Below are 25998 nucleotides of genomic sequence, written 5' to 3'. Positions count from 1 at the left end.
GCCGATTTGGCCGTGCGGGATGCTTTAAACAAACAACGAATGACTTGGGGTAAATACAGATGATAAAGAAACTGATGGTGCTGACCCTTGCGGTTGTTGCTACAGGTTGTGCGGGCGTGAAAAATATGCCCTTATCTGCAGATGCTGGGCCGATGATCGAAGGTCGGCAATTGAGTGGCGTCAGCCGCGAGAAGCCAGACTTTATTGCCACTACACCCGGTAATAGCATGTTCGGCGCCGTTGGTGTTATTGCCATGGTCAAAACTGGCAACAAGCTGGTAAAAGAAAACAATATTGAAGATCCGGCAGGTCGCATCTACGACATTCTTGCAGATGCCATGGCTCAGGAGCATAAGCTTGTACTGCTGGATGACAATACTGTCACCGCTGAAGGCAATGACGTAGAGGAACTCACTGCCCAGGTGAATGACTCCCGGCTGCTTCTGGATGTGCAAACCCTGGGGTGGAAATTTCTCAATTTCCCTCTGAATTTTAGCAAGTACCAGGTTGGTTACGGTGTCAGGATGAAGCTGGTGGATACTTCCACTAACGAAATCCTGGCTGAAGCGCAATGTGGCCAAGCGAGCCCGGAAGAGGTCGAGCAGGCTCCGACGCATGACGAGCTACTGGCCAACAACGCAGCGCTTCTAAAACAGAAACTGCGTGAAGCTGCTGATCACTGTGCGAACGAGTTTAAAGCCAATACATTGATGCTTTAACGGTCCGGGTAACCGAATCTACCTGGAAACCTCCGGGGAAGCCCAGTCGATAACCCGCCCAAAAGGCGGGTTACTTTCCCGGGATGTCATCGGGAATGCTGTAGTTCTCCGCCTATGGCTGGCGGCAATATAGACAGCAGCAGCGCTGTCCGAGAGCGTCGGGAGTGGACGGCGAAAATAATAATCAGGAATGAGACTTTGACGTCTGAAAACAACAGGAAATCTCCTACCAGAACACAACTCCAGCCGGAATATTGAGATCCAGATATAACACGACTGAATCCGACGTGTTCCATCGATTTTTGTGCCTACTGCTTGCACCATATGCTGCTAAGTTAACATCGGCAGAGTTTACCCCCTTGGTGTCGCTAAAGTCCCTCTAGAGCACATATGAGCATCTATGTTTCGTTCCTGGCGGTCCTGGCATTGTCCCTGATCGGGCTGACGGTGCCGCACTGGCCCGTTTTCCAACGGAAAGCGCATCCGCCCATATTGAGTGTCTCTGCGGGTGTGGGGATTACATATGTTTTCCTTGTGCTGCTCCCAAAGTTGGCCGAGGTGCAGGCATCACTTCAGGTGAGTGAGGATGAGGCTGCAATATTGCCTGTAGACCTGCATGCATACCTGAGTGCACTGGCTGGCTTTATTGTTTTCCTGTTGATAGCGAACAAGGGTTTTTCTGACAGGGCTGATAGAACGCCGTCGAGGCTTTCATTCAGTGAAACACTGGTTCTTGTTGTTTTCGGCATCTATTACGCGCAAATTGGCTTCCTGTTGCGCTCCTGGCCCAGCGCAATATGGTTTGGATACCTGGGGTTGGTCGGTGCCTTTGCGATGCATCTGGTAGGGATTAATTACCACCTGTGGAAGCGCTATCCCAACCGGTTTCCCAGGGTTTTTCGCTGGGTGCTATTCCTCTGCCTGTTGATTGGCTGGATGGCGGCCGTTATATATGAGCAACTTTCTGGCGTGGTGAAGTTCTCGACGATGTTTGTCGCTGGCGGAATTATCATTACCGCGATCCGGGAAGAAATACCGGCACAGAAAGACGCAAATATTCCTTACTTCCTCGCGACGGTGTTAGTCACGACGATCTTTGTCCTGTTTATTGAAATTATCCTGCTTGATTGAGTGATGCCGATTCTGGCGATCGCTTTCCGAACCTGTCGCCTGGTTAGCACAGGTGTCGCTATTGGCGATGTCCGCAGAGATGCCCGCCACAATGGCCTGTGTCGTTGACATTTCACTTGGGCCCAACATACTCACAGCGCGATGAGGGATCCTTGATTTCAGGATCAATGCGTGTGAGCGTGTCTTGGGCTTCAACAAAGGATAAGTACTTATGTCTCTTCGAATAAACGATACCGCGCCAGATTTCACGGCAGATTCCACCGCCGGCAAGCTGAAGTTCCATGAATGGATTGGCGACAATTACGCCATACTGTTTTCGCACCCGAAGGATTTTACGCCAGTCTGTACCACCGAGTTCGGCGCCGTTGCGCAGCTCGCCGATGAATTCACCAGGCGGAATACCAAGGTGATTGGTGTGTCCGTTGACAGCGTTGAAGAGCATGAGAAGTGGAAGCGCGATATTGAGGAATTTGGCGGTGCCCCGGCGGACTTCCCCATCATTGATGACGGCTCGCTGGAGGTATCCAAGCTCTATGATATGTTGCCGGCCGATGCCTACCTGCCCGATGGCCGCACACCCGCGGATACTGCAACCGTGCGCACTGTATTCATCATAGGTCCGGACAAGAAGGTCCGGCTCACCATGTCCTACCCCATGTCTGTGGGTCGTAACTTCGACGAGATCCTGCGTGCCCTGGATGCGATCCAGGCCACCGACGGCCAGCCGATTGCAACACCGGAAAACTGGAAGGCGGGGCAGAATGTCATTGTGGCGTTAAGCCTTAATGACGATGAGGCAAGGGAAAAGTTCGGCACATTTCACGCCAAGATTCCTTACCTGCGCTTTACGGAAGCACCGAATAGGTAGGCATGCCAGTCAGGAATCGGCAGGGTCGTGATAGCGCATCACCAGGATATCGCGCCCCTGCTTCTGGTAGGTCAGGAACCGATCGACGATGGAACTGGGCTGCCCCTGCGGCTCTTCTTCTGCAAATCCCAGGGACTGGTAAAAAGGCACCAGGTGCCGGTAGGGGAAGGTAAACGTCAGATCGTCAAAAGCCTCGCCCATGCTGCGGAGCAGAAAGCGGGCCACTCCCTGCCCCTGGTATTCCGGCGCCACTGCAACCCCCGCCAGTAACCGGGCACCGGTCAGCTGTCGCAGGCAGCCGCAGGCAATAATCTGGTTCTGCCTATCCCTGATCACCATACACGGGTCATGGCGTCGGGCTTTGCCGCGGAATTTGTGCGTGCGGTAGAATTTGTTGGCCAGCGGGATCTCTGCGTCCGAGAGCCAGTGCGCTGAAAAGTCGTTACCAGAAGTCATCTATGCCGCGCCAAACCTGCCCCACTTGCCAGCGCCCCTTGAACGTCTGCTACTGCAGCGCGCTGGTCCATAAAGCCAATCACATCAAGGTGCTCATCATACAGCACCCGCTGGAAGTGAAGCATCCGTTCAACACCGGCCGTATGGCACACCTGTGCCTGGAGAACAGCGAGCTGGTGGTCGCGGAGACGCTGGACGATACCGAACTGGCCCGCCTGCTGGCGCCCCGTTCGGCCTTGCTCTACCCGAACCTGGACTGGTTGCCGCCGGTGGAGCAGGTGGGTGAGGGCGGCCAGCTGGCCCGTGGCCCACTGGAGCAGCTGGTGGTAATCGATGCCACCTGGCGCAAGTCGAAGAAGATGCTGCACCTGCACCCGGCACTGCAGCAATTGCCCCGGGTCAGCCTTGCGGGCGAATTGCAATCCAATTACCAGGTGCGCCGCTCCTCACTCGCCAACAGCCTGTCAACCATCGAGAGCGTCGCCATGGCGATGGATCGCCTTGAGCCGGCCGGGTGTTTTGAATTGATGCTGAAACCGTTTGAGCAGATGATTGCGTTACAGCAATCCAGCTCTCATACGATAGAGCCCGGGGACAAGCCATGAGTGAACACGAAAAAATCAATTACGTGGAATTTCCATCCAGCGACCTTGGGGATACCAGGGCGTTCTTCGAGAAAGCGTTCGGCTGGTCATTCGTTGACTATGGGCCTGAATATTCAGCGTTCTCCGGTGCCGGGCTCGACGGGGGCTTTTACCAGGCCGATGCCTGTTCCAAAGCGGACAGAGGTGCCGCACTGGTCGTGCTTTACAGTAACGACCTGGAGGGCAGCCAGCGCAAGGTGGAAGAGGCCGGTGGCACCGTGGTCAAGCCTACCTTTACTTTCCCCGGTGGCAGGCGCTTTCACTTTACCGAACCGTGCGGCAATGAATTTGCCGTATGGTCGGACCTGGGCATCCAGGCGCGCGGCAAGTTCTGGGGATAGGTAACTGTTTCTATGTGGTACAAGCGCTACGGCTATAAGCACCCTGCAAGCAACAGTGAGATCGGCTTTTTCTCCGGGCTGGCAGTGACACTGGCCGCCAGTGGGTTCGCCTGCGCCCTGGTGGCGATATTCGACAGTTACTGGTTTTTGCTGGTGGCGGTGCCGGTGGCCGTTGCCGGCTTCGAGCTGCTGGCGCGCCGGACCGCGAAGGATCGCAATGCGATGCGGGACGAACGGCACCGGTACCACATTGACCAGGCATACGCGTATATCGAGGCTGGGCATAAGGAGGCGGCACTGGAGGCCATCAGGCGCGCCAGAATCTACGGCGAGCTTCCCGCCGGGCTACAGGCCTTTGAAAAGGAGCGCCGCGCGCACCAACGGGCATGAGGGGCAAACCGACTGCCAGCTGTTCCTACGAATAGCACATCAGCCCGGCCAATTCCCCCCCCCCACACGCAAGAGCCTGCCGGTCGCTGGCCTATAGTCTGCGGTATAGAGCAAAAACTCGTATTGGTAGTTCGTTGGTCAGGTCAGCGATCTCTAATGGGCAAGGATGAGTACATGGCGCGGTTGGCTTCTGGAATGTTCCGCCTCCTGTTGGTGCAACTGCTATGGGCTACAGGAGTCCAGGCGACACAGGCGGCAACCGAAACACTGATCGTAGTGGTGCGCCATGCGGAGAAGCCGGCCCAGGGGCTTGGGTTGCTGACCTGCCAGGGCCTGAACAGGGCCATACGCCTGCCGGGGTATTTCCGTGAACATTTCCCTCGCCCTGACCACATCTTTGCTCCCGATCCCTCTGTAAAGGCCACGGAAATCCACGGGGACGGCCAGCGCCACGACTATGTGCGGCCACTGCTGACCATCGGCCCCACGGCGGTTGATATGCAGGTGCCCATTAATACCCAGATTCCCTACAACGATCCCGGGTTGCTGGCGGATACCCTGCTGAGCGAGCCCTACCTGGGTTCCACGGTGTATGTGGCCTGGGAGCATATGAACATCGACCTGCTGGCCAAAATACTGTTGCGCCGCTTCGACTCCAGCTCGGAGGTGCCAGAGTGGCCCAACTCTGACTACGATACGGTATTTGTCTTCCGGCTCTCCGGCGTGCCGGGCAGCGGCAAGATCAAGCTGGAAGTGGACCAGCAGGGGCTCGATGGCATGGATAAGCGGTGTCCGGCTGGGAGCAGCGAAGCCAGCCGCTGACGCGTCAGCTGTCACCTGGGAGAGACACCGGCCAGTCGCACTTTCCGGCAATGGGTCGAGACGCAGTGCAGCAAAAACTGGATAATGCGCGCCGCTGGCCTTTGGCCCACCAAATCCCGCAGACCTGGTAGTTCCCCCATGGAAATCAACGTCAACTTCCTCGATAACCTCCGCCTGGAAGCCAAGTTCGATGACTTTACCGTCATCACCGACCAGCCCATCCGCTACAAGGGCGACGGCTCGGCGCCGAGCCCGTTCGACTACTTCCTGGCGTCCTCTGCCCTGTGTGCGGCCTACTTTGTGCGGGTCTACTGCAAGGCGCGCGATATCCCCACCCACAATATCCGCCTGTCCCAGAACAACATCGTCGACCCGGAGAACCGCTACAACCAGATCTTCAAGATCCAGGTGGAGCTGCCCGAGGACATCTCCGAGAAGGACCGGCAGGGCATCCTGCGCTCCATTGACCGCTGCACGGTCAAGAAGGTGGTGCAGACCGGCCCGGACTTCCAGATCGAGACGGTGGAGAACCTGGCCGAGGACGCCCAGGCCCTGCTGATGGTGGAGCCCGACAGCGAGCACACCACCTTTATCGAGGGCAAGGACCTGCCGCTGGAGCAGACTATCGCTAACATGACGAAGATCCTGGCGGACCTGGGCATGAAGATCGAGATCGCCTCCTGGCGAAATATCGTGCCCCACGTGTGGTCGCTGCATATCCGCGATGCGGCTAGCCCCATGTGCTTTACCAACGGCAAGGGCGCCACCAAGGAGGCGGCCCTGTGCTCGGCGCTGGGGGAGTTCATCGAGCGGCTGAACTGCAACTTCTTCTACAACGACCAGTACTTCGGCGAGGAGATCGCCAACAGCGATTTCGTCCACTACCCGGACGAGCAGTGGTTCCAGCCCGGCCCGGGCGATGAGCTGCCGGCGGAGATCCTCGACGACCACTGCCTGGCCATCTACAACCCGGAGGGCGAGCTGGGCGGCTCCAACCTGGTGGACACCAACTCCGGCCGCATGGACCGGGGCATCTGTTCGCTGCCGTTCGTGCGCCAGTCGGACGGCGAGGTGGTGTACTTCCCCTCCAACCTGATCGAGAACCTGTTCCTCAGCAACGGCATGAGCGCCGGCAACACCCTGGCCGAGGCGCAGGTGCAGTGCCTGTCGGAAATCTTCGAGCGGGCGGTGAAGAAGCAGATCATCGAGGAGGAGATCGCGCTGCCGGATGTGCCCGCCGAGGTGCTGGCCAAGTACCCGGATATCGTCGAGGCGGTGGAGGCGCTGGAGCAGCAGGGCTTCCCGATCCTGGTCAAGGATGCCTCCCTGGGCGGGCGCTTCCCGGTAATGTGCGTGACCCTGATGAACCCGCGCACCGGTGGCGTGTTCGCTTCCTTCGGCGCCCACCCCAGCTTCCATGTGGCGCTGGAGCGCAGCCTCACCGAGCTGATGCAGGGCCGCAGCTTCGAGGGCCTGAACGACGTGCCGCCGCCCACCTTCAGCACCGAGGCGGTGACCGAGCCCAACAACTTTGTGGAGCACTTTATCGACTCCACCGGCGTGGTGTCCTGGCGCTTCTTCAGCGCCACGTCGGAATACGAGTTCGTGGAGTGGGATTTCTCCGGCGACCACCACGATACCAACCAGACCGAGGCCGACCGCCTGTTCGGTATCCTCGAGCACATGGGCAAGGAAGTGTACATGGCCGTGTACGAGGACCTGGGCGCGCCCACCTGCCGCATCCTGGTGCCGGGCTACTCCGAGGTCTACCCGGTGGAAGACCTGGTGTGGGACAACACCAACAAGGCCCTGGACTACCGTGAGGATATCCTCAACCTGCACTCACTTGGCGACGCTGAACTGGAAGACCTGGTGGAGCGGCTGGAAGAGAGCCAGATCGATAACTACGAGACCATCATCACCCTGATCGGTATCGAGTTCGATGAGAACACCGTGTGGGGCCAGCTGACCGTGCTGGAACTGAAACTCCTGGTCTACCTGGCCCTGCAGCGCCACGAGGAGGCGCTGGAGCACGTGGAAATGTTCCTGCAGTACAACGACAACACCGTCGAGCGCGGCCTGTTCTACCAGGCAGTAAACGCGGTGCTGGAAATCGTGCTGGACGACGAGCTGGAGCTGGACGATTACCTGCACAACCTAAAGCGCATGTTTGGTGAAGAAACAATGGCAGCCGTGGTCGGTTCAGTAAACGGCACCGTGCGCTTCCACGGCCTGACACCCACCAATATGCAGCTGGAGGGGCTGGACAAGCACCTGCGGTTGATCGAGAGCTACAAGAAGCTGCATGCGGCGCGGGCGGCGAAGCACCCGGCTGTGACCGGGTAAGCACAGAACCCTGGTAAAAGGCAGGGAAAGGCCGGGCGCGCACGGGGCGCCCGGCTATCTGCGTTGCGTACCTACCGGCCGATATTAATCCCATCCCACCCGACTTCCTCCACCAGCGCCTTGAGCATCGGCGGGCGGTAGTTCTTGTCGTGCAGGTAGCGGCTCTTCACCGTCGGGTGGATCAAGGTGGGCTTGCCGTCGACGATGAGCGCGCGGTCCAGCGGGCGCTTGAAGCGGTAGACGTGCTTGCGCGACTGGTGAATCGACGCATGGGTGCCATCGGTGAGGCTTTTCTTCAGGTCGGGCGCTATCTTCAGGCCGGCGAAGTGGGCCTCATGGATCATCCAGGTCAGCGGCACATCGGAAGCCAGCTTCCTGGTATTTTTATCCGGTGGGTAAGAACCGCCCACATCTGAATGCACGCCGGCAAACCAGACCTGCTTCAGGTCCACACCTGGCCGCGGTGTCCATACGGTGGGCATGAAATCCTCGCGCTTTTCATCGATGGCCAGGGCATGGCGGGCGATCTGCACGTTGGAACCCATCTTGGTGTCATAGAACTCGTCGTGGGACTCGAACAGGCCCATCAGGCTGAATGGAATACCCAGCGCCCCGACTGTATCCCACACGCCGATAAAGTGGATCCTGTTGGAACGGTGGGAGTAGTCCCGGCGGAATTTCACCGCCGCATTGCCATCGGGGTGGTTCTTCCTGCTGGGGCTTTTGTAGATTTTCCAGGCCTCGGCAATCAGGCGGGCGTTGGCCTGCCTGACGATGCCACAGTTATTGATCAGGCCGCAGAGTGACCTGGCGGTATAGGCCCCGCGACTGAAGCCGAACAGGTAGACCCGGTCGCCCGGGGCATAGTTGTGGACAATGTAGCGGTAGCCATCGAGGACGTTCTTGTGCAGCCCGGCACCGGTAATACCACCGCTGAACCTGTCGTAGTAAGAGCCCACGCCCCAGTCGTAGAACACACTCTGCTTTACATCACCGCTGGATGGGCTGACCGCGCGGGCCAGCCGCAGCACATTGGTGGGGAAATCCTTTTCCAGGTCCTCTTCCGGGCGGTTCCAGGTGCCATCGGAACAAACAACCAGGTTAGCCATACGTAATCCCTCACTGGTCTTCAGCACTTCCTGTTGTCGGCACCAAGGCTGCGGAGCAAAAGCAGCGAAATTAAATCCTGGCTAGGTCATTTACAGCCCGGGCCTCTTTTATCGTCAGACTGAAATTAGCGCAAAAGCGACCGGTAATGGGCGCCCGAATCCTCAAGGGGTAATAAACAGCTGGTAACGACCGGGGAATAAAAACCCGCGCACACTTTTACCGGAAGAGCAGTTGGTACATTACGCGAAATTACTGCAGGGGTTACCAGGAAAGCGGCGCGGCCAGGTTGATAAAGCCGGTAATGGTCAGCCTGCCGTTGCTGATATGGTCAGGCAGCTGCTGCCCCGGCTCCACAACTCCGGAATGCAACAGACTGGCCGGGTAAAAGGCCACGCGGTTGAATGTCGCTGCCACTTCGCCAACCGTCTCGTACCATTCGTCGCATTCACTCGCGTAACCCGGCCGCACCAGCTCCAGCAGCGGGCTGGCCAGGCCGTTGTGGGTATCCAGCCCGCAGCCATGGCGTGTTGCGGGCGGTCTCCACCAGTTGTTCGGGCCGCGGGTATGCCCCATCAATAATGACCACCGGGGTCTGCTCGGCACCGACTTTCTTGATAGTGACCTGCATCTGCTGACCCGGCTGCGTTGAAGCCTGCGCCCATTACGCCCGAGCCGGATGGGCTTGGTAAGGAAGCCGGATGGCCTCTCGCGCGCTGCCCTCTCGTGCAGGTCGGGGCTACCTGTCACATCACCCGCTTGCCCGGGGAATTCATCCTGCCGCTATTACGGGCGATGATAGTTGCGATTATGACAGGCGTGTTCTGCCCCGATTTATGCAATAAAAAAGGGCGCCGAAGCGCCCTGGCAAATTGATTGGGTCGAGCCGTCAAAATGCGAACTTGTATCCCACGGACAGGTTGAACATCCACGGGTCATAGATGTAGTCACCGGAGTAGGATTCGAAGAAGAATTCCTCATCCTCGGCCAGCGGCTCCCGGCTGAAAACCTGGAACTGCATATCAGTTACAGCGCGTACATACATGGCAGAGGCATTCACCAGCCAGGCGCTGTCATGACCGAAATTGAAGTCCACGCCGGCCTGCCAGGTATAGCCCCAGGAATATCCCAGGTTGACTCTCCCTCTCAGGTTGGCCGCATCAAGGTCCGCCCGTGCGGGGCCGCGGAAATTCTCGCTACCGAAGTCGGTATAGCTGATACCACCACCGATATAGGGTTGCACCAGGCAGGATGGATCCAGTGGATACCACTTCAGGCTTGCGGTACCGATTTCCGGCTCGAACTCGCCGATGTCGCGGAGCCCGAGGTCATCAAACCCGAAATCATTGATGTCACTGATGATGGAGAAATACCCGTCTGCGTCACCACCGACATGGTCGTCACCCTGGGCATAGGTAAGCTCGATGCCCCAGTGATGCATTGGTCTCCACTCGCCGTTGATATACCAGCCCCATTCGGCGTCCGGATCTACGGTCGCCCGGAACGAGTCAAAGAATTGGAAAGTATCATCGGTAAAGGTGACATCATCCTGTATCGGGTCGATATAGGTGGCACCGAGGCGAACAACAAACTCCTGTGCCGGCGGGGGTGGCGGTGCCGGCGTATAGCCGGACGGGCCGGCCGACGCCACGCTGGATACCGCCAGAGTCAGTGCTGCCACAGCGGGGATAAAAACGTCCTTCGTCTTCATTTGGTCAACTCCCTTGAGATAAAGCAGATTAAACAGCAATCAGCTCACTATCAGTGTAAAAGCGCGAAAGAGAACTGTAGAAAAAATGACCAACTTCTGGCGGGTAAATAGCACATCGGCACAAATCGGGCGCGTCGTATCTTTTTTTTGCGGCACTGCGCGCCGCCGGTGGCAGGGGAGGAAGCTTGGGTGTGCGTGACTTTCTTCGGGACAGTGACGCGAGAAGTATCAGAAAGAATTTTCAGGCGCCATGTAGAGGGAGACAGTGAGCTGCTGCTGAATGAGAGATCCAGTAGGTTGTAAGGTTGCCCTGGTGGAGGTCACCCAGTCACGACTGCAGCCCCTGTCGCCACCTAAGATTTTGATGTAATGGAAACATCATAGAGTGCATTGAGTCTCGCTAAACGCACAAGTCTCTGGAAAGTGCAGTGGGTTGCACTTCTTGCACTCTTCATTTCTCATGTTGCGGTCGGTATCTGCCATTGTGAATTCATCTATAGGGGACACTGAGCCAGCCAAAATTTGCAGTTTCAGGGAGGGTGCTATGTTCTGCACTTATTATTACCTCACATCTTGGTGCAGTGGTCGGTTAATCCTTAAGGGTAAGGGTTGCTAGGTCAGAGTATCGGTTGGTTATGTGAAGTTCTTTTACTCGAGTCTCTCTATTCTCAAGATAAATTGTGTATTCAGAATAACCCCCATTCAATGAAAATATTTATGAGAATGTTTTAATATCAATAACCAATATTTTGAAAAATGAGGTCAAGATGAATTTATCAATATATTGGCGCATATTCATATGTGCAGTTTTTATTGCTGTGTATCATGGTGGCCCCAAAGAGAAGAAGTCTGCTTTGCAGAGAGTTCTAAGGCCATTCAAAAGAATGGTCGAAGAAAATTTTAAAAGCTTGGCAAGGATATGCTCTGTCTTTTGGGTATATAGAAAATAGTAAATTCATAAGGTAATTTTTTAAAAGGATTTAGCCATGAGAGAAATAAGTGAAAATGAGATCGATCAGGTAAAGGGTGGCATATGGAGCTGGTTTGCCGGCTATGCTGCAGGAAAAGCGATTGACTGGTACTTTACCGGCTACGCAGACTGGGTTAGCAATGGTGCAGGTGGGTGGAAAGAAACATACAATGGAAGAGGGTATTCGGATCCATTGCTTTAAATTTTGGCGGTATTTTGATGTTATCCCCTGCCAGTTTGCAGGGGATATAATAGAGAGGAATGCATGCAAAAAGTAATAATATTCATGATTTCATTTATAGCTTTTCAGCTTTTCACAAAATATTTTTCAATAGATTATAATTTGTTTGGAATGGAGCTGGATTGGAAGCGCTTGCTAGTTGATTTTATTTTATTTTTGCTTTTCTACTTTATCGTTCTGATGCTGTGGTCAGCATTCTGTGCTGTTGGGAAAAGATGAAACGCAGCAGGATTTTTCCTCTCATGTATGCCGGCTCTCATTATTTAAGTAAACGACTCCCATCGCGAATATCCATGCATACAATTTTCTCTACAAAAAAGCCCACCTGACGGCGGGCTTTCTTTTTGCGGGAAGGACGGTTCCTCAGAGGCTGGCAGATTCTGCGGATTCCACCGGTTCTTCAGCTTCCTTCACATAACCGTCCTCATCCAGCTCCACGATGGGCATGCCCAGGGCCTGGATGTCCTCGGTGATGCTGGCCTTGTCACCCACCACCACGATGGCCATGTTGGCCGGCTGCAGGACATCGGTGATTACCTTGTTCAGGGTCTTGCGATCAATCTCCTGCAGGATGGCGTTCTGCTGTGAGCGATAGTCCAGCGGCAGGTCGTAGCGCAGGATACGGCTGAGCAGGCCCAGCTTGTCGCCGGGGGTTTCGTAGCTCAGGGCTTCCTGCTGGCCGATGGCCGAGCGCATGTAGTTGAACTCGGTCTCGGTCATGCCTTCCTTGTCGTAGGCCTCCAGTTCGGTGAGTACCTCGTTCAGGGCATCCGCGGTTGCATCCTTCTTCACCTCGGAGCTGAACAGGTACAGGCCATCGCGGGGCTCGCCGACCAGGTAGGTGCGGGCACCGTAGGTGTAGCCCTTGTCTTCCCGCAGGTTCAGGTTGATGCGGCTGTTGAAGTTGCCACCCAGGGGGAAGTTGCCCAGGTAGGCGCGGTAGTAGTCACCCAGCGCATCGTAGGCCAGTGCGTACTGGCTGGCGCGCAGGCTTGACTGGGCTGCCCCTTCCTTGTTCACCAGGTACACGGTGCGGCCCTTGAGCTCCGGCTTCTGGAAGGCGATGGCCGGGCGCATGGCCTGCTTCACTTCCAGCTTGGCCAGGCCGTCCAGTGCCTTGAGGGTGGTTTCCTTCGGCAGGCTGGTGCTTACCGTAATACCGCCCAGGTGGGTGGGGAAGTGGGCCTTGTAGTAGCCCTTGACGTCCTCAAGGGTGATCTCGGCCACGGTGCTCGGCAGGCCGCCACCGGGGTAGCTGAGCGGGTGCTCGGGGCCGCGCATCACGGCGCCCAGGGCACGGCTCGCCAGCCCCTGCGGGGTCTTGCGGGCCTGCTGCAGGCCCTCGATGGTCTGCTGCTTGATACGGGCGAAGTCTTCCCCGGTGAAGGCCGGCTTGGTGATGCGTTCCATCATCAGCGGCATGGCCTGGTCCAGGTTCTTGGCCAGTACGTTGAGGGTTACGGTGGTCTCGAACTTACCGGCGTTGACGCTGATGGAGGCGCCCAGGCGCTTCATTGCCTCGGCAAACTCGGCGGCGCTGCGCTCGGTGGTGGCCTCGCCCATCAGGTTTGCCATCAACGAGGTGAGGCCCGCCTTGCCGCGGGGCTCGTCGCGCTGGCCCACGTCAAACACCGCCTGCACGGTGACAGTGGGAGTTTCGCTGTTCTCCACCGCCAGCAGGCGTACGCCGTTGTCGAGCTTGCTGTCCCAGATGCTGGGCAGCTCCACCTGCGGGTTGACGCCCGGGGTGGGCTGCACGCTGCGGTCGAAGGTGTCTTTCACCGGCCGCAGGGCCAGCTCTGCGTCATCGTCGCCGTAGCTCTCGGGGATGGTGCGATCCCACTCATGGTTCTGCGGGGCTGCCGCCAGTTCGGGTTTGCCGTTGGGCACAATGCTCAGCAGCACGGACGGCTTGTCGGCAATGTACTCCTCGAATACGCGGGTGACGTCCGGGGTCTCGACGCCCAGGTAGGCCTGGATCTCGTCATCGATGCCCTTGGGGCTACCGGTGAAGGTCTCGTAGTCCGCCAGGGCGGATACCTTGCCGGACACGGACTGCAGGCCGAACACGCGGCTGGACTCATAGCCGGCCTTGAACTTCACCAGATCGTCCTCGGTGACGCCGCGCTCGGCGAACTCGGTGAGGGTCTCGCGCACCGCCTGTTCCATCTCCGCCAGGGACTCGCCGGAGGCGGGATTCTGGATCACGATAAACCACATCTCGCAGGCCAGCTCCTTGCAGGAGTGGGACACGCTCGCCTGTACCGCACGGCCGGTCTGCACCAGGCGCTGGTAGAGCATGGAGTCCTGGCCCTGGCCGAGGATGGCCGCCGCCGCATCCAGCGCCGGCTCGTCGGCGTGGCCGCGGTGCACGGTGGGGATCATCATCGCCAGTGCGGGCAGGTGGATGTTGTCCTCGAGGGTGACATAGCGGTCGGACTCGAGGGTGGCGGGCTGCTCGGGCAGGTCCTCGACCTCGGGGCCGGCGGGAATGGGACCGAAATACTTGTTTACCCACTTCAGCGTCTGCGCCTTGTCGATGTCACCACCGATGGTCAGCACCGCATTGTTGGGGCCGTACCAGCGCAGGAAGAAGCGCTTCAGGTCGTTCAGGTCGGCCCGGTCCAGGTCTTCCATCCAGCCGATCACCGGCCAGGAGTAGGGGTGGCCGTCCGGGTAGGTGGCGGCGTACATGGTCTCCAGTGCCCGGCCGTAGGGGCGGTTGTCCACCCGCTGGCCGCGCTCGTTCTTGACCGTCTCGCGCTGTACCTCGAACTTCTCTTCGGTGACCGCGTCCAGGAATACGCCCATACGGTCGGATTCCAGCCACAGCACGGTTTCCAGCTGGTTGGCCGGCACCGTCTCGTAGTAGTTGGTGCGGTCGGTGTTGGTGGTGCCGTTCAGGGTGCCGCCGGCTTCCTGGATGATACGGAAGTGCTCTTCATCCGCCACGTTGACGGAGCCCTGGAACATCATGTGCTCGAAGAAGTGGGCAAAGCCGGAGCGGCCCGGGTCTTCCCGGTTGGAGCCCACGTGATAGGTCACGTCCACGTGCACCAGCGGGTCCGAGTTGTCCTCGTGCAGGACCACGGTCAGGCCATTGGCCAGTTTGTACTTGCTGTAGGGGATGGCGATTTCAGAACCCTCGCCATCGAAGGTCTCTACAAGGGTGACGCCGTCGGGCAGCGCGCTGGTGGCCTCGGCGGCCGCATCTGGTGATGCCTGCGAGGCCGGTTCCTCCGGCCCCTTGCCGCAGGCTGCAAGCAGCGCGGCCGTCAGGATCAGTGCAATTCTGGTGCGATGCATGGTGGTTTCAAGCTCCGTCTTACTTTACGCAGTTATTAGAAGTTCTCAGCGAGAGAAGTTTCCCGATGCTATCACAGCCCGGATTCAGGAAGATCAAACCGGCGCCACCGGCTAATCGATGTCTTTCGACCAGGGGTTGAGGCGCCGCGAATTCCTGTTCCAGGATTTGCGAGGAACCTGTTGCCGCCCGCGTGACATTCTGGAAATATAATTCCAGTTCCGCTTTTTGGGGGCGTCGGGGCGGCACCCGTTGTTTGCGCTCCGTGCCGGCCACCGCCGGTGCAGTATCGATGGAAATCATGCTTCCCGCGAGGAACGCACACGTCACTTCCAGGGAGGAAGCCTTGAGCCGTTATCACCTTGCCCAGTTAAATCTCGCCCGGCTTTCCGCGCCGATTGATTCCCCGCAGCTGGCCGATTTTGTTGCGAACCTGGATCGAATCAACGGGTTGGCTGACGACTCGCCGGGATTTGTCTGGCGCCTGCAGACGGAAGAGGGGGACGCGACCGGGATCGATTTCTTCGGTGCCGACTACATCGCCAACCTGTCAGTATGGGAGTCGCTGGAATCACTGCACGACTACGTCTACCGCAGTGGCCACCTCGAATTTTTGCGGCGCAAGAAAGAGTGGTTCGAAAAAATGCCGGGGCCGTATATTGTCCTGTGGTGGGTGCCGGAAGGACACCTGCCGTCGATAGAGGAGGCGGCGCAAAAACTGGCCTTGTTGCAGGAGGAGGGCCCGGGCGAGCGCGCCTTTACTTTCCGCAAGCCATTCCCCGCCCCGGATTCTACCGTGACGGCACTCGCCGATTAATTGCAGCGCGATAGCGCTCTCTCATTGCGGTAAATGCGCGCCGGTCTTTCCTGCAGGGAGAAGCCTGTCGCCCTGCCTCTCCCCGGCCTGCCCCGACTTCCACCTGTTGCCGTTGCTATGCTGCCGGTAACCTCAGCCAGGAATCTTGCAAAGTGCCGGCACACTGGGAGCATTTCAGCCACGAGGCGGATATGGGCGTCCGCGGCGTCGGCGCCACAATCGCGCAGGCGTTTGAGCAGGCGGCACTGGCCATGACGGGGATTATCGCCGACCCCGGCGTTGTCAATGCATCGCAGCGGGTGCCGATCCATTGCGAGTGCCCGGATACGGAGCTGTTGCTGGCGGACTGGCTCAACGCGCTGGTGTTCGAGATGGCATGTCGCAATATGTTGTTTTCCCGCTTCGAAGTTGCTATCGAAAACGGCCGGCTGGACGGTTGCGCCTGGGGCGAGCCAGTGGACCGCGAGCGCCACCAGCCCACCGTTGAGGTGAAGGGCGCCACCTATACTGCCCTGCATGTGGGGCAACAACCCGACGGCACCTGGCTGGCCCAGTGTGTCGTGGATGTGTAAGCCCCGGAAACCTTTCCAGACCGGCAGCGGCGTACAAATCCATGACCACTCACTACCCCCTGAAGCAGCAATCGGAATTCAGCTGGCGCATCGAGCCATTCGGCAAGATGCGTGTGCCCGGCATCATATACGCCGATGAGCCGCTGGTGCGCGCCATGGACGACAAGGTGTTCGAGCAGCTGTGCAATGTAGCGACCCTGCCCGGCATCGTGCAGGCGGCCTACGCCATGCCCGACGCGCACTGGGGCTACGGTTTCCCCATTGGCGGCGTGGCGGCATTCGACGCCGATGCCGGCGGGGTGGTCTCCGCCGGTGGCGTGGGGTTCGATATTTCCTGTGGTGTGCGGGCCCTGCGCACCGGCCTCACCATCGATGAAGTGGAGGCCCGCAAGACAGAGCTGGCCAATGCCCTGTTCCGCCATATCCCCGCCGGTGTCGGCAGCACGGGGCGCATCCACCTGGATGAGCACGGCATGAATGCCATGTTGCGCGGCGGAGCGCGCTGGGCGGTGGAGCAGGGCTATGGCGAATCGTCCGACCTGGAACGCATCGAAGAGCAGGGCTGCATGCGCGGCGCCGAGCCGGATGAAATTTCCGCGCGGGCGCGCAAGCGCCAGCAGGACGAGATGGGCACGCTCGGTTCCGGCAACCACTACCTGGAAGTGCAGCGGGTGGCAGATATTTACGATGTGAATATTGCCAACACCTTCGGGCTCAGGGAGAACGACGCCGTGGTGTTTATCCACTGCGGCTCTCGCGGGCTGGGCCACCAGATCGGCACCGAATACCTGAAGTACATGGTGCTGGCGGCCAGCAGCCACAATATCGAGTTACCGGACCGGGAACTCGCCTGTGCGCCCATCCAGTCGGAACTCGGGCAGTCCTACCTGGGGGCCATGCGCGCCGCCATCAATTGCGCGCTGGCCAACCGCCAGATCATTACCCACCTTACCCGCCAGGTGTTTGGCGAGGTGCTGCCGCGCTCGGACCTGACGCTGCTGTTCGATGTTTCCCACAACACCTGCAAGCTCGAAACCCACACGGTGGATGGGCAGAAGCGCCAGCTGTACGTGCATCGCAAGGGTGCCACCCGCGCCTTCGGCCCCGGCCACCCGGATATCCCATCGGCGTTGCGCAGCGTGGGCCAGCCGGTTCTGATTGGCGGCTCCATGGGCACCGAGTCCCATATCCTCGCGGGTGCGAAAAGCGGCGAGTCACTGTCGTTCAGCTCCGCCTGCCACGGTGCCGGCCGCGCCATGAGCCGCCGCCAGGCGACAAAGCGCTGGAAGGGGCGCTCACTGGTGGACGACCTGGCGGCGCGCGGCATCGTCATCCGCAGCCCCTCCATGCGCGGCGTGGCCGAGGAGGCCCCGGGGGCCTACAAGGATGTGCGCGAAGTGGTCGACGCAGCCGAGCGGGCGGGGCTGGTACACAAGGTGGCCCGGGTGGAGCCGGTGGTTTGCATCAAGGGGTGAAGGATAAGCTTATTGTTTCCGGTCTGCGGCAGATTCATACTGTCCGTATGGGTACGGAGAGCCTGCCCGGTTAACACATGCTTACTGCTACACTAGGTGGGAATGATTTGACGGAAAAGACGCTTTTTTACATCTGTAATCAAGTCGAATGTGGATCGATGCTGCGCTTGCCGGAAGCAGAGGCGCAAAAGCATCATTTCCGTTGCAATTCATGTGGCATGAAGATGGCCAGTGAACTGGTTCCTTATACGCAATACCGGGTTGCAGCCTGGTTTTCCGGGCGCAAGGTGTCACTCTCTATCGGTCTCGCCCTGCTGTGTACATTCTATTTTCATTTTTACTTCCTGGAAAATCCCGCTGAACCCATTTCCTTCATCAAGAGTTTTATCTTTGCCTTTTGCTGGTGGGGTTTTAATGCACTGGTGTACATGGGAACGATCAAAAGATTCCGGGCATGGAGAAGTCGTCTTCCCCGCTCAGAAACAAATCTCTGGCCGCTCTGGGCCGCGATGCTGGTTGTCAGTGTCAACCTGCTGGTCTTTTTCACGACCTATTGATTTTAGGGGTAGGTGGGGAACCCGGCAGTTGGCCTGGAGAGTAAAAAAGCCAAATATTGCTGTGAATAGTCTGAAGCTCAGGACTTTTCTGCCTCACGCTCCATGTTCGCCCGCAGCGCTCCGCCCAGGTAGCGGAAATATTCACTGAACGCCCTGTTGATCCGCTGCCGGTGCTCGCCGGTGGGATACAGCCCGAGTTTTGCCTCGTCCGTGGCCTTGGTGCCCGCCACGAGGAAGTTATTGCTGATGCTGGCGTCCTGCACAAATGCCTCGAAAGCGCGCGCACACATTTCTGCCGGGTCGGCGTAATAGACACAGCCATTGGCCTTGTCCACGGTTTTCGATACCCGGAACATCTCGCTGGGGTTTTCCCCGGACTCGTCGAGCATGATGGTGCGGAAGCAGGCAAACAGCTGGTCGTTGAGCGGGTGGACCACTGGCGTGGCGTCGCGCAGCCAGGCCTCCGAGGCGAACATGCGGGCGGGGGCATCGCTGAATGCCTTGTCGGTCAGGTAGTGGTCGAGGGCGTGGAACCATTCGTGGGCGATGGAGCCGGGCCCGGCGTTCTTGGCCAGCGCGAAAGTGCGCGATGCCGGCTCGTAATGGGCGGAAATGCCCGGGCGGCCACCGGTGCCGTACTGGAAAGAGAGCGAGCCGCGCAGCGACACCAGGATTTCCGGCCCCTGCAATATTGCCATCAGGTCCCCCAGCGCGTCGTAGAACAGGCCGGCGGCGCGATCCCGCTCGGCCTGGGTCACCCAGCGACCGATACTGATGGAGCGGAAACCGAAGCGCCGGCGCACGTCGGTAAAGCTGACGGTGTCCTGCTCCCGGCGGACGGGGCTGCGGCGGTAGAACTGTCGGTTGAGTACCATCGGTCCCGTTATCTCTCCAGTCAAGTTGTCGCCGGCGCGGGCCTGTCGTCGGCAGTATCCCAGAAGGCCCCGAGCCCCTGTGACAGTGCCTCGCCATTGTTGCAGGCCTGCAGCTGCCAGTGTTCCGGGTACAGGTTGCGGTAGAAGGGATCGGTAAAGCGGGTATCCGCCAGGATCACCACCCCCCGGTCCGACTCGGTGCGGATTACCCGCCCGGCGGTCTGCAGTACCCGGGTCAGGCCCGGGTAGCGGTAGGCGATATCGAAGCCGTTGCCGCTCACTTGCGAGTCGTCACTATCGCAGGCCTGCCGCAGCAGTTCCTGCTCCTGGTTCATTTGCGGCAGGCCCACGCCCACCACGATGGTGCCCACCAGCTGCTCGCCCACGTAATCCACACCCTCACCGAACACGCCGCCCATGATGGCAAAACCCAGGCTCTGGCGGCCATCGGCAAAGTGCGCCAGGAAGGCGCCGCGTTCCTGCTCCCCGGCCCCGGGCTGCTGCTGTACCAGTGCGATCCCGGGGTAACGTTCGCCGAAGCGTTCCGCCACCTGCTGCATAAAGCGATAGGACGGGAAAAACACCAGGTAATTTCCCGGGCGGCTGTGGTAGACCCGCGCCACCATGTCCACCAGCGCGTCGGTGGACCGGTCGCGGGCCCGGTAGCGGGTGTCCACGTAGGGACACAGGAACACGCCCAGCTGGTCGGGGTTGAATGGCGACGGCAGGGCCAGGTAGGGGGCGTCCGCCTGCAGACCCAGCTGCCGGTAGATATAGCCGGGGGGACGCAGGGTCGCGGAAAAGGCCAGCACCGCGTGGAATTGCCGGTAGGCCTGCGCCAGGTAATCGGCGGCATTCAGGCACAAGAATTTCAGTTCCTGCTCCTGCCATCGGGCGCCCCGCTTTTCCGCGCGGGTGAGGCAGCGGTGCTGGTCGCCCACCAGTTGCTCGATGGCCAGGAAACGGAACAGCGCCTTCAGCCAGTCGGCGATGTCCTCTGGCGGTGCCTTGGACTGCTCCCACAGCTGGCTCACCACCGTCAGTACCTTGTGGGCCGCGCGGCTGACCGCGGCGGGGTAGGGCTCGATATTGCCTGTGTCGTTTTCCACAAGTGGGGTTATCCACAGTTCGCTGTTGCGGCTATCTGGTGTGGTGGCCTGGGTATGGTGGGGATTGCCCGCTTCCCGGCACTCGATGACCCATTGATCCAGTGCCCGCACCAGCGACTGGATCGCCCGACGCAGGGCCGGGTGCGTGCCCTTGCAGGCGGCCGCGGCGTGGCGACTGTCGCCGCGGGTCAGTCTGGTGCTGTACATGGCGCGCGCCCGGTCAATCAGGTTGTGGGCCTCGTCCACCAATAGTGCGCGGCGCCGGGACTGGTCCTGCAGGATGTTCATGCGCACCAGCGGGTCGAATACATAATTGAAGTCGCATACCACCAGGTCGGCCCAGGGCAGCATCTGTAGTGACAGCTCGAACGGGCAAAGCTGCAGGCGGTCGGCGGTTGCCGCCACGGTTTCCGGGGTCAGCAGTGGCTGGCCCAGCAGCTCCCGCCGGGCTTCCGGCAGGCGATCGTAAAAACCGCGGGTACGCGGGCAGATGCCGTCTTCGTCGCGGCTGCACAGGCCCAGGCTGCAGGCACAGGTTTTGTCCCGCGCCTGGATTTCCAGCACAGAGAGCCGCAGGCCTTTCTCATGCAAGTGCGCCGCAGTTTCCCGCACCACCCGGCGGCCGGAATTCTTTGCGGTGAGGTACACCAGCTGGTCCACCTGCTGTTCGCCCACGGCCTTGATGGCCGGGAACAGGGTGCTGACGGTTTTGCCGATGCCGGTGGGCGCTTCCACCACCAGCTCACCGCCGTCGCGCAGGCAGCGGTAGGCGGCCACCGCCAGCTCGCGCTGGCCGGGACGAAAGGCGGGGAAGGGGAACGCCAGTGCTTTTGATGTTGCCCGCACTTTCCCGCGGTGTGCCTGCCAGTCGCGGTGCCACTGCAGGTACTGCCCGAGGGCGGCCAGGGCAAAAGCCTCCAGTTCGGGCCAGCTGAATTCCTGCCGTTCCGGGTAGGTTTTGCGGTCCTTGAGGTTGTGCCACAGCATCTGCAGGGCCACACGTTCGCCATCGCCGGTTCCCGGGCCGGTCTCTTTCACTGTGGCGGCCTGTTGCTGCAGCAGGTAGCAGTAGCCGTAGATTTTCAGTTGCGCCCAGTGCAGTGCCCGGGCGGAGTCCGGCAGTTGTTCCGGTGTTACGTAGGTGGTCTTGATCTCATCCAGCTGCACAGGCGTGTGCAGGTCTGCCGGTGGGTGCAGGATATCCACGCGCCCGCCCAGTACCACAGCCTGGCCGTCGATCTGCAGTGCAACCTGTAACCGGTATTCGGCCTCGCTGCCTTGCGGGCGTTTCTTCTGCAGTCTCTGGTGGGCGCGGATGCCCTCCTCGGCGGTGGGGCCGCCGGGCCCGTCGCTGGCCAGGTCGCCGCTGCGGCAGGCGAACGCCACCAGTTCCTTGACCGACAGTTGTAGTGTGTTGTCGCTCTCCGAGGTTGGTGACTCCTCGCTCACGGCTGTTGATTCGCTCAAGGCTGCCACTCCACATGCAGTACCCGGTGCGGGATCCGGTGGCGGGCGAAGAAGGCCAGCCAGCGCTGCTGGTTCTGCTGCAGGCGGTCGCCGGGGCCCTTTACTTCCACCAGCTCGTAACCGCCCCCGGCCGGGAACAGCACCAGGTCCGGCAGGCCGTTGCGGTGGTGGGCGATATCCCCCAGCAGCCGGCGGAACAGCACTCGCCAGTGGTCGGCGGGGATACGTTCCAGCGCCAGTGCCAGCAGCTCTTCCGGCAGGCCCTCCCAGGCCACCAGGGGGTTGGCGATACCCTGTTTCTGCCGGTAGTGGAGCCATACCCGCTCCGCCAGGGTGCCAGCGTCCAGCTCCGCCAGGCGCTGCTCGAACGCCGCGCGGCGTTGTGGATAAAAGTCGGGGGTGCGGAAGTCGCTGGGCGCTACCTGGAATGGGTTGAAAAAGGCCCCGGGCACCGGGCTGAAGAGGATGTCCCACACGTACAGCCCCAGCACGCCCTTGAACAGGGTGTTCTCCACCCAGTAACACTGGTTCTCCTCGTGGCCCTGTTCCAGGTGCGCCGCCGCCAGCAATTCCACCCGTTCGGCTAGCCGGGGCAGGGCGACGGTCTCCGTGGGCGGCTGGTGCCGGGCCGGTGCTTCCCAGCCATCCAGGCGCCCGGCCTTCTTTGCGGTGCGGTAGCCGAAGCTCTCGGCAAATACCTGTTCGGCCTCGTTGTGGGGCGCGTCGAGGATTTCCCGGCACAGCGCCAGGCCGGTGTCGACAGCGTCGCGCTTGACCGCGATGCGTGCGCGCCGCTCCCGCGCCGGTGGCCGGGTGCAGCGTTGGTAGAGCTGGTCGGCGGCCTCCAGGGCGTCGATGCGCTCCAGCTGCCGGGCCAGTGTCAGGCGCAGGCGGTCGAGCCGCCGGTGCAGGGTGGCATCGCCATCGATGCCGTCGGGCAGCTGCTCCGCCAGTGCGAGGATGTCTTCGGCTTCGCCCTCCAGGGCCTCCTCCAGCTGGGCCAGGCAATCGTAATAGCGCAGGTGCCGGTCGATCTGCTTCCGGTCCCGGAACGGCAGGTGTTCCCGGTCCAGCGGGTAGGCCTCGTAGCGGAACAACCCCAGGTCGCGCAGCACATAGTCGGTCAGGTCCTGGTTCAGGTTGCCGAAGAAGCACAGCTTGAAGGTCTCGAAGTGCTCCGCCGCCTGCACCGCCAGCAGGGTTTCCCCTTCCAGCAGTGCCTTCATTAAGGCAGGCGTTGCGGCCTCCTGCTCGAGCAGGGCCTGTTCCAGCTCCGGGCGCTTCAGCGCTTTTGGCAGGGGAACGGGGCTGTTGCCCAGCAGCTCTGCCTTGGTGAACAGGGGCAGAATTTCTTCCAGCGGTAGTGCCGGGTCGCGCAATAACAGGCCGGCTTCCACCAGCTGGTCGGCGGCGCGGGGCAGGTCGGTGATCTCGGCATAGGCCAGTTTTTCCAGCCGGAACAGCGCGCCACAGGAGGACGGCACACCCTTGCGCGACAGCAGCCGCACATAAAGCCGCTGGCTGTCCGGCTGCAGCGCGCAGAAGTCCCGGTAAAAGCGCTGCTCCCCCGCCGACAGCAGGCCCTCATACCGCGCCATCACAAAATCCACCAGGGCGCGGAAGTTGCTCAGGTAATAGTCCGGTGCCAGTTCGACGGGTTCGCTCATGGGCCTGCAGGTTGTTCCGGGATGGTTGCCAGCGGTGGTGTTGCGGAAGCGGGTGAGGGCCGGCTGGGGACAGCGGGCCGGTTGCCGCACGGGAGCTGTATGGTTATACAGCATGGGGCCTGCGACGACAAACCCTGCAGCCGACCCGCTGGACAGGGGCGCCGGCCCGGCTGGATGGAATACCACTGTGACCGTGATCCCAACCCGGGTCTGTAGTTTGCGGTTAGTATGGATGCGCGCGAAGCCGGTATGATGCAATGACCGGACAGCAGGATGGAGACCCTTCTTGCTGGCCGTGCCTTTTCTGGCTGCCGTCGCCGGTATGCGGTCGCGCGTGAAAAGATCAATAATAAACCGCAATCCTGGAGAACCCTGTGATGCTCAGGAAATCCCTCCTCCTGTTCTGCACTGCGGCCATTGCCGCCTGTGCCTCCGTCGACTCGCACCAGCCTGCCAGGCCCGCGGATGCCACCGATTACACGGCCATAGAGGTCGCACCGGCCGAGACCGAGCATTTTGTCCAGACCGACAGCAAAATTTTTGATGAGCCCATGCTCGGCGTGCTCTACGACTACGCCAACAAGCAGTATCCATCTGACAACCTGGACCTGTTTGTATACCCGATCAATCACTTCGACTGGGGCGACACTGAGTCCCTGCTGCAGCAGGAGATGCAGAGGGTACTTGCCGAGATTGATCGGGCGACGGAACTTGGCTACTACCGCTCGCGGGGAGCCGAACAGGTGGATCCGCATACGGTAGCTTCCGCCGACGGACAGCTGGAGGGACTCAAGGCCTCATTTGAGTTTGAGACCAATAATGGTGGCCGGTATTTTTCCAATGTGTACCTGTTTGTCGAGGGTGACAAATTTATCAAGGTCAGGAGCAGCTTTGACAGCGAGGCGACGGTGCCCTGGGATGGCGATGAGTTTGTCCGCGAAGTCCTGCCGAAGCTACAGGTTCCCGGTGAATCCGCACACCTGAAAAAACTCCGTGCCGCCCATCGACAGCAACTCAAGGACAACCTGATGCGGGTGTTCCTGCAGGCGGCCATGGAACAACAGGGAAGCACGGACGGAATCGAAGCGGCGGATGAGGCTGGCGAAGCTGCGCAAGCCCCGGAATCCGCAACTGGTGCAGGGATGGAAAGCACTGAAGAATAGCTGCCTCGCTTAATAGTCCTCCTGTTATTCCCTTCGCCCTGCAGCTGGCTCGCCTAACGGTCACGACCGGGAAGCGGCCGGCTGCTGCAGCGGCCGTCCATTGATGGCCTCACTCCCGCCGGCCGTCCAGGCTGGCCGCACGATCTCCATACCGTTACCCTGACTTCTTTCACCGCGTAAATGAAAGGTTGTTATTCATGAGCCAGTCCCGGCGTGCCTGGCGCACGCGCAAGGCCGGAGCCATCAGTAACCTGCAGCTGGTGGAGGAACCACTGCAGCCACTGGCCGCCGATAAAATCCGGGTGGAGGTGAAGGCCGTGGGCCTGAACTTCGCCGATATCTTCGCGCTTACCGGCCTCTACTCGGCCACACCAGAGGGGAGTTTTGTCCCCGGGCTGGAATTCAGTGGGATAGTGAGCGAGTTGGGTGCCGCGGCTGAGACCGACCTTGCCGTGGGAGACCGTGTCTACGGCTGCATCCGCTTCGGCGGCTACGCCACCAGTGTGGATGTACCGCCGCAGCACTGCCGCCGGATGCCCGAGGGCTGGTCATTCGCCGAGGGGGCGGCCTTCCCGGTGCAGAGCCTTACTGCCTACTACGCGCTGACTGACCTGGGTGCGGTGCGGCCGGGCCAGCTGGTGCTGGTGCAGAGCGCCGCCGGCGGCGTGGGGCTGCAGGCCATGCGCATGCTGCAGCAAATGGGTGCAGTGCCCATCGGTACGGTTAGCTCGGACAGCAAGCGCACATTCCTGGCGGGGCTGGGTTTCGATGAGGTGATCGTGCGCGGTAACGACTTCGGGGCACAGCTGCGGGAACAGCTGGCCGGCCGACCGTTGCACGCAGTGCTGGACGGCATCGGCGGCGAGATACAGAAACAGTCCTTCGCGGCGCTGGCACCCACCGGGCGGCTGGTGGTGTTCGGGGCTGCAGAGTTTACCCCGGGTGATAAACCCAACTGGCTGAAGGCCGCCTGGCTGTACCTGAAGCGGCCGCGCTACGACGTGATGGATATGATCAGCAGCAACCGCTCGGTGATGGCCTTCAACCTGATCTGGCTGTGGCAGGAACAGGCGCTATTTGATCGCCTGCTGGAGGGCAGTGCCAGCCTGGGATTACCGGCGCCCCACGTGGGTCACGAGTTTGGTTTCGAGGAGGCACATGAAGCGATTGGATGCCTGCGTAGTGGCAAGTCGGTGGGTAAGGTGGTGCTTAACCTGAATCCTTGATGATGTGGTACGGTATTACT

25 protein-coding genes are annotated in these 25998 nt (G+C 60.1%); 15 read left to right on the top strand and 10 right to left on the bottom strand.

Features of this window, described 5'->3' with window-relative positions; translation table 11 throughout:
• Nucleotides 1-59: 59 nt before the first annotated feature.
• The 3 genes from ACH6CX_RS06550 to ACH6CX_RS06540 all read left to right on the top strand — a co-directional run bounded on the left by ACH6CX_RS06550 (nt 60) and on the right by ACH6CX_RS06540 (nt 2718).
• On the top strand, nt 60-719 hold the full coding sequence (locus tag ACH6CX_RS06550) for a hypothetical protein (protein WP_396675211.1): 660 nt from the start codon (nt 60-62) through the stop codon (nt 717-719).
• 390 nt (nt 720-1109) lie between these two features.
• Nucleotides 1110-1850, top strand: coding sequence for a hypothetical protein (locus ACH6CX_RS06545; RefSeq protein WP_232940538.1), 741 nt, complete (start codon nt 1110-1112; stop codon nt 1848-1850).
• A 211-nt stretch (nt 1851-2061) separates the two neighbouring features.
• The gene (locus ACH6CX_RS06540) at nt 2062-2718 is read left to right on the top strand and encodes a peroxiredoxin (protein WP_396675210.1); all 657 of its coding nucleotides are present in this window, start codon (nt 2062-2064) and stop codon (nt 2716-2718) included.
• Nucleotides 2719-2727: 9 nt separating this feature from the next.
• Here the strand turns inward: ACH6CX_RS06540 and ACH6CX_RS06535 are convergent, their stop codons facing one another.
• Nucleotides 2728-3174 carry a GNAT family N-acetyltransferase gene (locus ACH6CX_RS06535; protein ID WP_237064436.1) on the bottom strand — a complete coding sequence of 149 codons (447 nt, stop codon included), beginning with the start codon at nt 3172-3174 and terminating at the stop codon, nt 2728-2730.
• A 2-nt stretch (nt 3175-3176) separates the two neighbouring features.
• On the opposite strand from ACH6CX_RS06535, the gene ACH6CX_RS06530 reads away from it, so the two are divergent.
• The 5 genes from ACH6CX_RS06530 to ACH6CX_RS06510 all read left to right on the top strand — a co-directional run bounded on the left by ACH6CX_RS06530 (nt 3177) and on the right by ACH6CX_RS06510 (nt 7717).
• Entirely contained in the window at nt 3177-3779 is a 603-nt protein-coding gene (locus ACH6CX_RS06530) for a tRNA-uridine aminocarboxypropyltransferase (protein WP_396675209.1), read from the top strand.
• Nucleotides 3776-4159: a VOC family protein gene (locus ACH6CX_RS06525; protein ID WP_396675208.1), complete on the top strand. Its 384-nt coding sequence runs from the start codon at nt 3776-3778 to the stop codon at nt 4157-4159. Before ACH6CX_RS06530 ends, ACH6CX_RS06525 begins: the two co-directional genes overlap by 4 nt.
• Nucleotides 4160-4171: 12 nt before the next feature.
• A complete protein-coding gene (locus tag ACH6CX_RS06520; RefSeq protein ID WP_232940544.1) occupies nt 4172-4549 on the top strand; it encodes a hypothetical protein in 378 nt (125 codons plus the stop codon).
• Nucleotides 4550-4723: 174 nt separating this feature from the next.
• A complete protein-coding gene (locus ACH6CX_RS06515; RefSeq protein ID WP_396675207.1) occupies nt 4724-5371 on the top strand; it encodes a hypothetical protein in 648 nt (215 codons plus the stop codon).
• Nucleotides 5372-5509: 138 nt separating this feature from the next.
• Nucleotides 5510-7717 (top strand): OsmC domain/YcaO domain-containing protein, encoded by a 2208-nt coding sequence (locus ACH6CX_RS06510; protein ID WP_396675206.1) that lies wholly within the window; start codon nt 5510-5512, stop codon nt 7715-7717.
• Between the two features lie 71 nt (nt 7718-7788).
• Here the strand turns inward: ACH6CX_RS06510 and ACH6CX_RS06505 are convergent, their stop codons facing one another.
• The 4 genes from ACH6CX_RS06505 to ACH6CX_RS06490 form a co-directional block, all read right to left on the bottom strand.
• Nucleotides 7789-8826 (bottom strand): DUF2235 domain-containing protein, encoded by a 1038-nt coding sequence (locus ACH6CX_RS06505; RefSeq protein WP_396675205.1) that lies wholly within the window; start codon nt 8824-8826, stop codon nt 7789-7791.
• Nucleotides 8827-9088: 262 nt separating this feature from the next.
• Nucleotides 9089-9295 (bottom strand): DUF6445 family protein, encoded by a 207-nt coding sequence (locus ACH6CX_RS06500; RefSeq protein WP_369413290.1) that lies wholly within the window; start codon nt 9293-9295, stop codon nt 9089-9091.
• Nucleotides 9273-9455: a DUF6445 family protein gene (locus tag ACH6CX_RS06495; protein WP_369413291.1), complete on the bottom strand. Its 183-nt coding sequence runs from the start codon at nt 9453-9455 to the stop codon at nt 9273-9275. Before ACH6CX_RS06495 ends, ACH6CX_RS06500 begins: the two co-directional genes overlap by 23 nt.
• 258 nt (nt 9456-9713) lie before the next feature.
• On the bottom strand, nt 9714-10535 hold the full coding sequence (locus ACH6CX_RS06490; RefSeq protein WP_232940553.1) for an OmpW family protein: 822 nt from the start codon (nt 10533-10535) through the stop codon (nt 9714-9716).
• A 986-nt stretch (nt 10536-11521) separates the two neighbouring features.
• On the opposite strand from ACH6CX_RS06490, the gene ACH6CX_RS06485 reads away from it, so the two are divergent.
• A complete protein-coding gene (locus tag ACH6CX_RS06485; RefSeq protein WP_334078298.1) occupies nt 11522-11707 on the top strand; it encodes a hypothetical protein in 186 nt (61 codons plus the stop codon).
• Nucleotides 11708-12109: 402 nt separating this feature from the next.
• Here the strand turns inward: ACH6CX_RS06485 and ACH6CX_RS06480 are convergent, their stop codons facing one another.
• Nucleotides 12110-15052, bottom strand: coding sequence for a M16 family metallopeptidase (locus tag ACH6CX_RS06480; RefSeq protein WP_396675204.1), 2943 nt, complete (start codon nt 15050-15052; stop codon nt 12110-12112).
• Between the two features lie 19 nt (nt 15053-15071).
• A complete protein-coding gene (locus ACH6CX_RS06475; protein WP_396675203.1) occupies nt 15072-15353 on the bottom strand; it encodes a hypothetical protein in 282 nt (93 codons plus the stop codon).
• A gap of 43 nt (nt 15354-15396) precedes the next feature.
• Here ACH6CX_RS06475 and ACH6CX_RS06470 point away from each other — a divergent pair, with 43 nt between their 5' ends.
• The 4 genes from ACH6CX_RS06470 (at nt 15397) to ACH6CX_RS06455 (ending at nt 18471) form a co-directional block, all read left to right on the top strand.
• Entirely contained in the window at nt 15397-15867 is a 471-nt protein-coding gene (locus ACH6CX_RS06470) for a DUF3291 domain-containing protein (RefSeq protein ID WP_232940559.1), read from the top strand.
• A 152-nt stretch (nt 15868-16019) separates the two neighbouring features.
• Entirely contained in the window at nt 16020-16439 is a 420-nt protein-coding gene (locus tag ACH6CX_RS06465; protein WP_232940561.1) for an archease, read from the top strand.
• A gap of 41 nt (nt 16440-16480) precedes the next feature.
• Nucleotides 16481-17914, top strand: coding sequence for an RtcB family protein (locus ACH6CX_RS06460; RefSeq protein ID WP_396675202.1), 1434 nt, complete (start codon nt 16481-16483; stop codon nt 17912-17914).
• A 107-nt stretch (nt 17915-18021) separates the two neighbouring features.
• Nucleotides 18022-18471, top strand: a complete 450-nt coding sequence (locus tag ACH6CX_RS06455) for a hypothetical protein (protein WP_334078294.1) — start codon at nt 18022-18024, stop codon at nt 18469-18471.
• A gap of 77 nt (nt 18472-18548) precedes the next feature.
• Here the strand turns inward: ACH6CX_RS06455 and ACH6CX_RS06450 are convergent, their stop codons facing one another.
• The 3 genes from ACH6CX_RS06450 to ACH6CX_RS06440 are packed head-to-tail and all read right to left on the bottom strand — an operon-like array spanning nt 18549 to nt 23589.
• Entirely contained in the window at nt 18549-19346 is a 798-nt protein-coding gene (locus ACH6CX_RS06450) for a CLCA_X family protein (protein ID WP_396675201.1), read from the bottom strand.
• A gap of 20 nt (nt 19347-19366) precedes the next feature.
• Complete coding sequence (locus tag ACH6CX_RS06445; RefSeq protein ID WP_396675200.1) at nt 19367-21931, bottom strand: ATP-dependent DNA helicase; 2565 nt, start codon at nt 21929-21931, stop codon at nt 19367-19369.
• The gene (locus tag ACH6CX_RS06440; protein WP_396675199.1) at nt 21919-23589 is read right to left on the bottom strand and encodes a VRR-NUC domain-containing protein; all 1671 of its coding nucleotides are present in this window, start codon (nt 23587-23589) and stop codon (nt 21919-21921) included. Before ACH6CX_RS06440 ends, ACH6CX_RS06445 begins: the two co-directional genes overlap by 13 nt.
• Before the next feature lie 377 nt (nt 23590-23966).
• Here ACH6CX_RS06440 and ACH6CX_RS06435 point away from each other — a divergent pair, with 377 nt between their 5' ends.
• On the top strand, nt 23967-24752 hold the full coding sequence (locus ACH6CX_RS06435; RefSeq protein WP_396675198.1) for a hypothetical protein: 786 nt from the start codon (nt 23967-23969) through the stop codon (nt 24750-24752).
• A gap of 197 nt (nt 24753-24949) precedes the next feature.
• Entirely contained in the window at nt 24950-25978 is a 1029-nt protein-coding gene (locus ACH6CX_RS06430; RefSeq protein WP_396675197.1) for a zinc-binding dehydrogenase, read from the top strand.
• Nucleotides 25979-25998 lie beyond the last annotated feature (20 nt).

Origin of the sequence: Microbulbifer sp. JSM ZJ756 (genome assembly GCF_044383805.1) — a bacterium.
Classification (GTDB): Bacteria; Pseudomonadota; Gammaproteobacteria; order Pseudomonadales; family Cellvibrionaceae; genus Microbulbifer; species Microbulbifer zhoushanensis.
The sequence above is the reverse complement of the archived record's forward strand: the minus strand, read 5'-3'. Positions and strand labels throughout refer to the sequence as shown.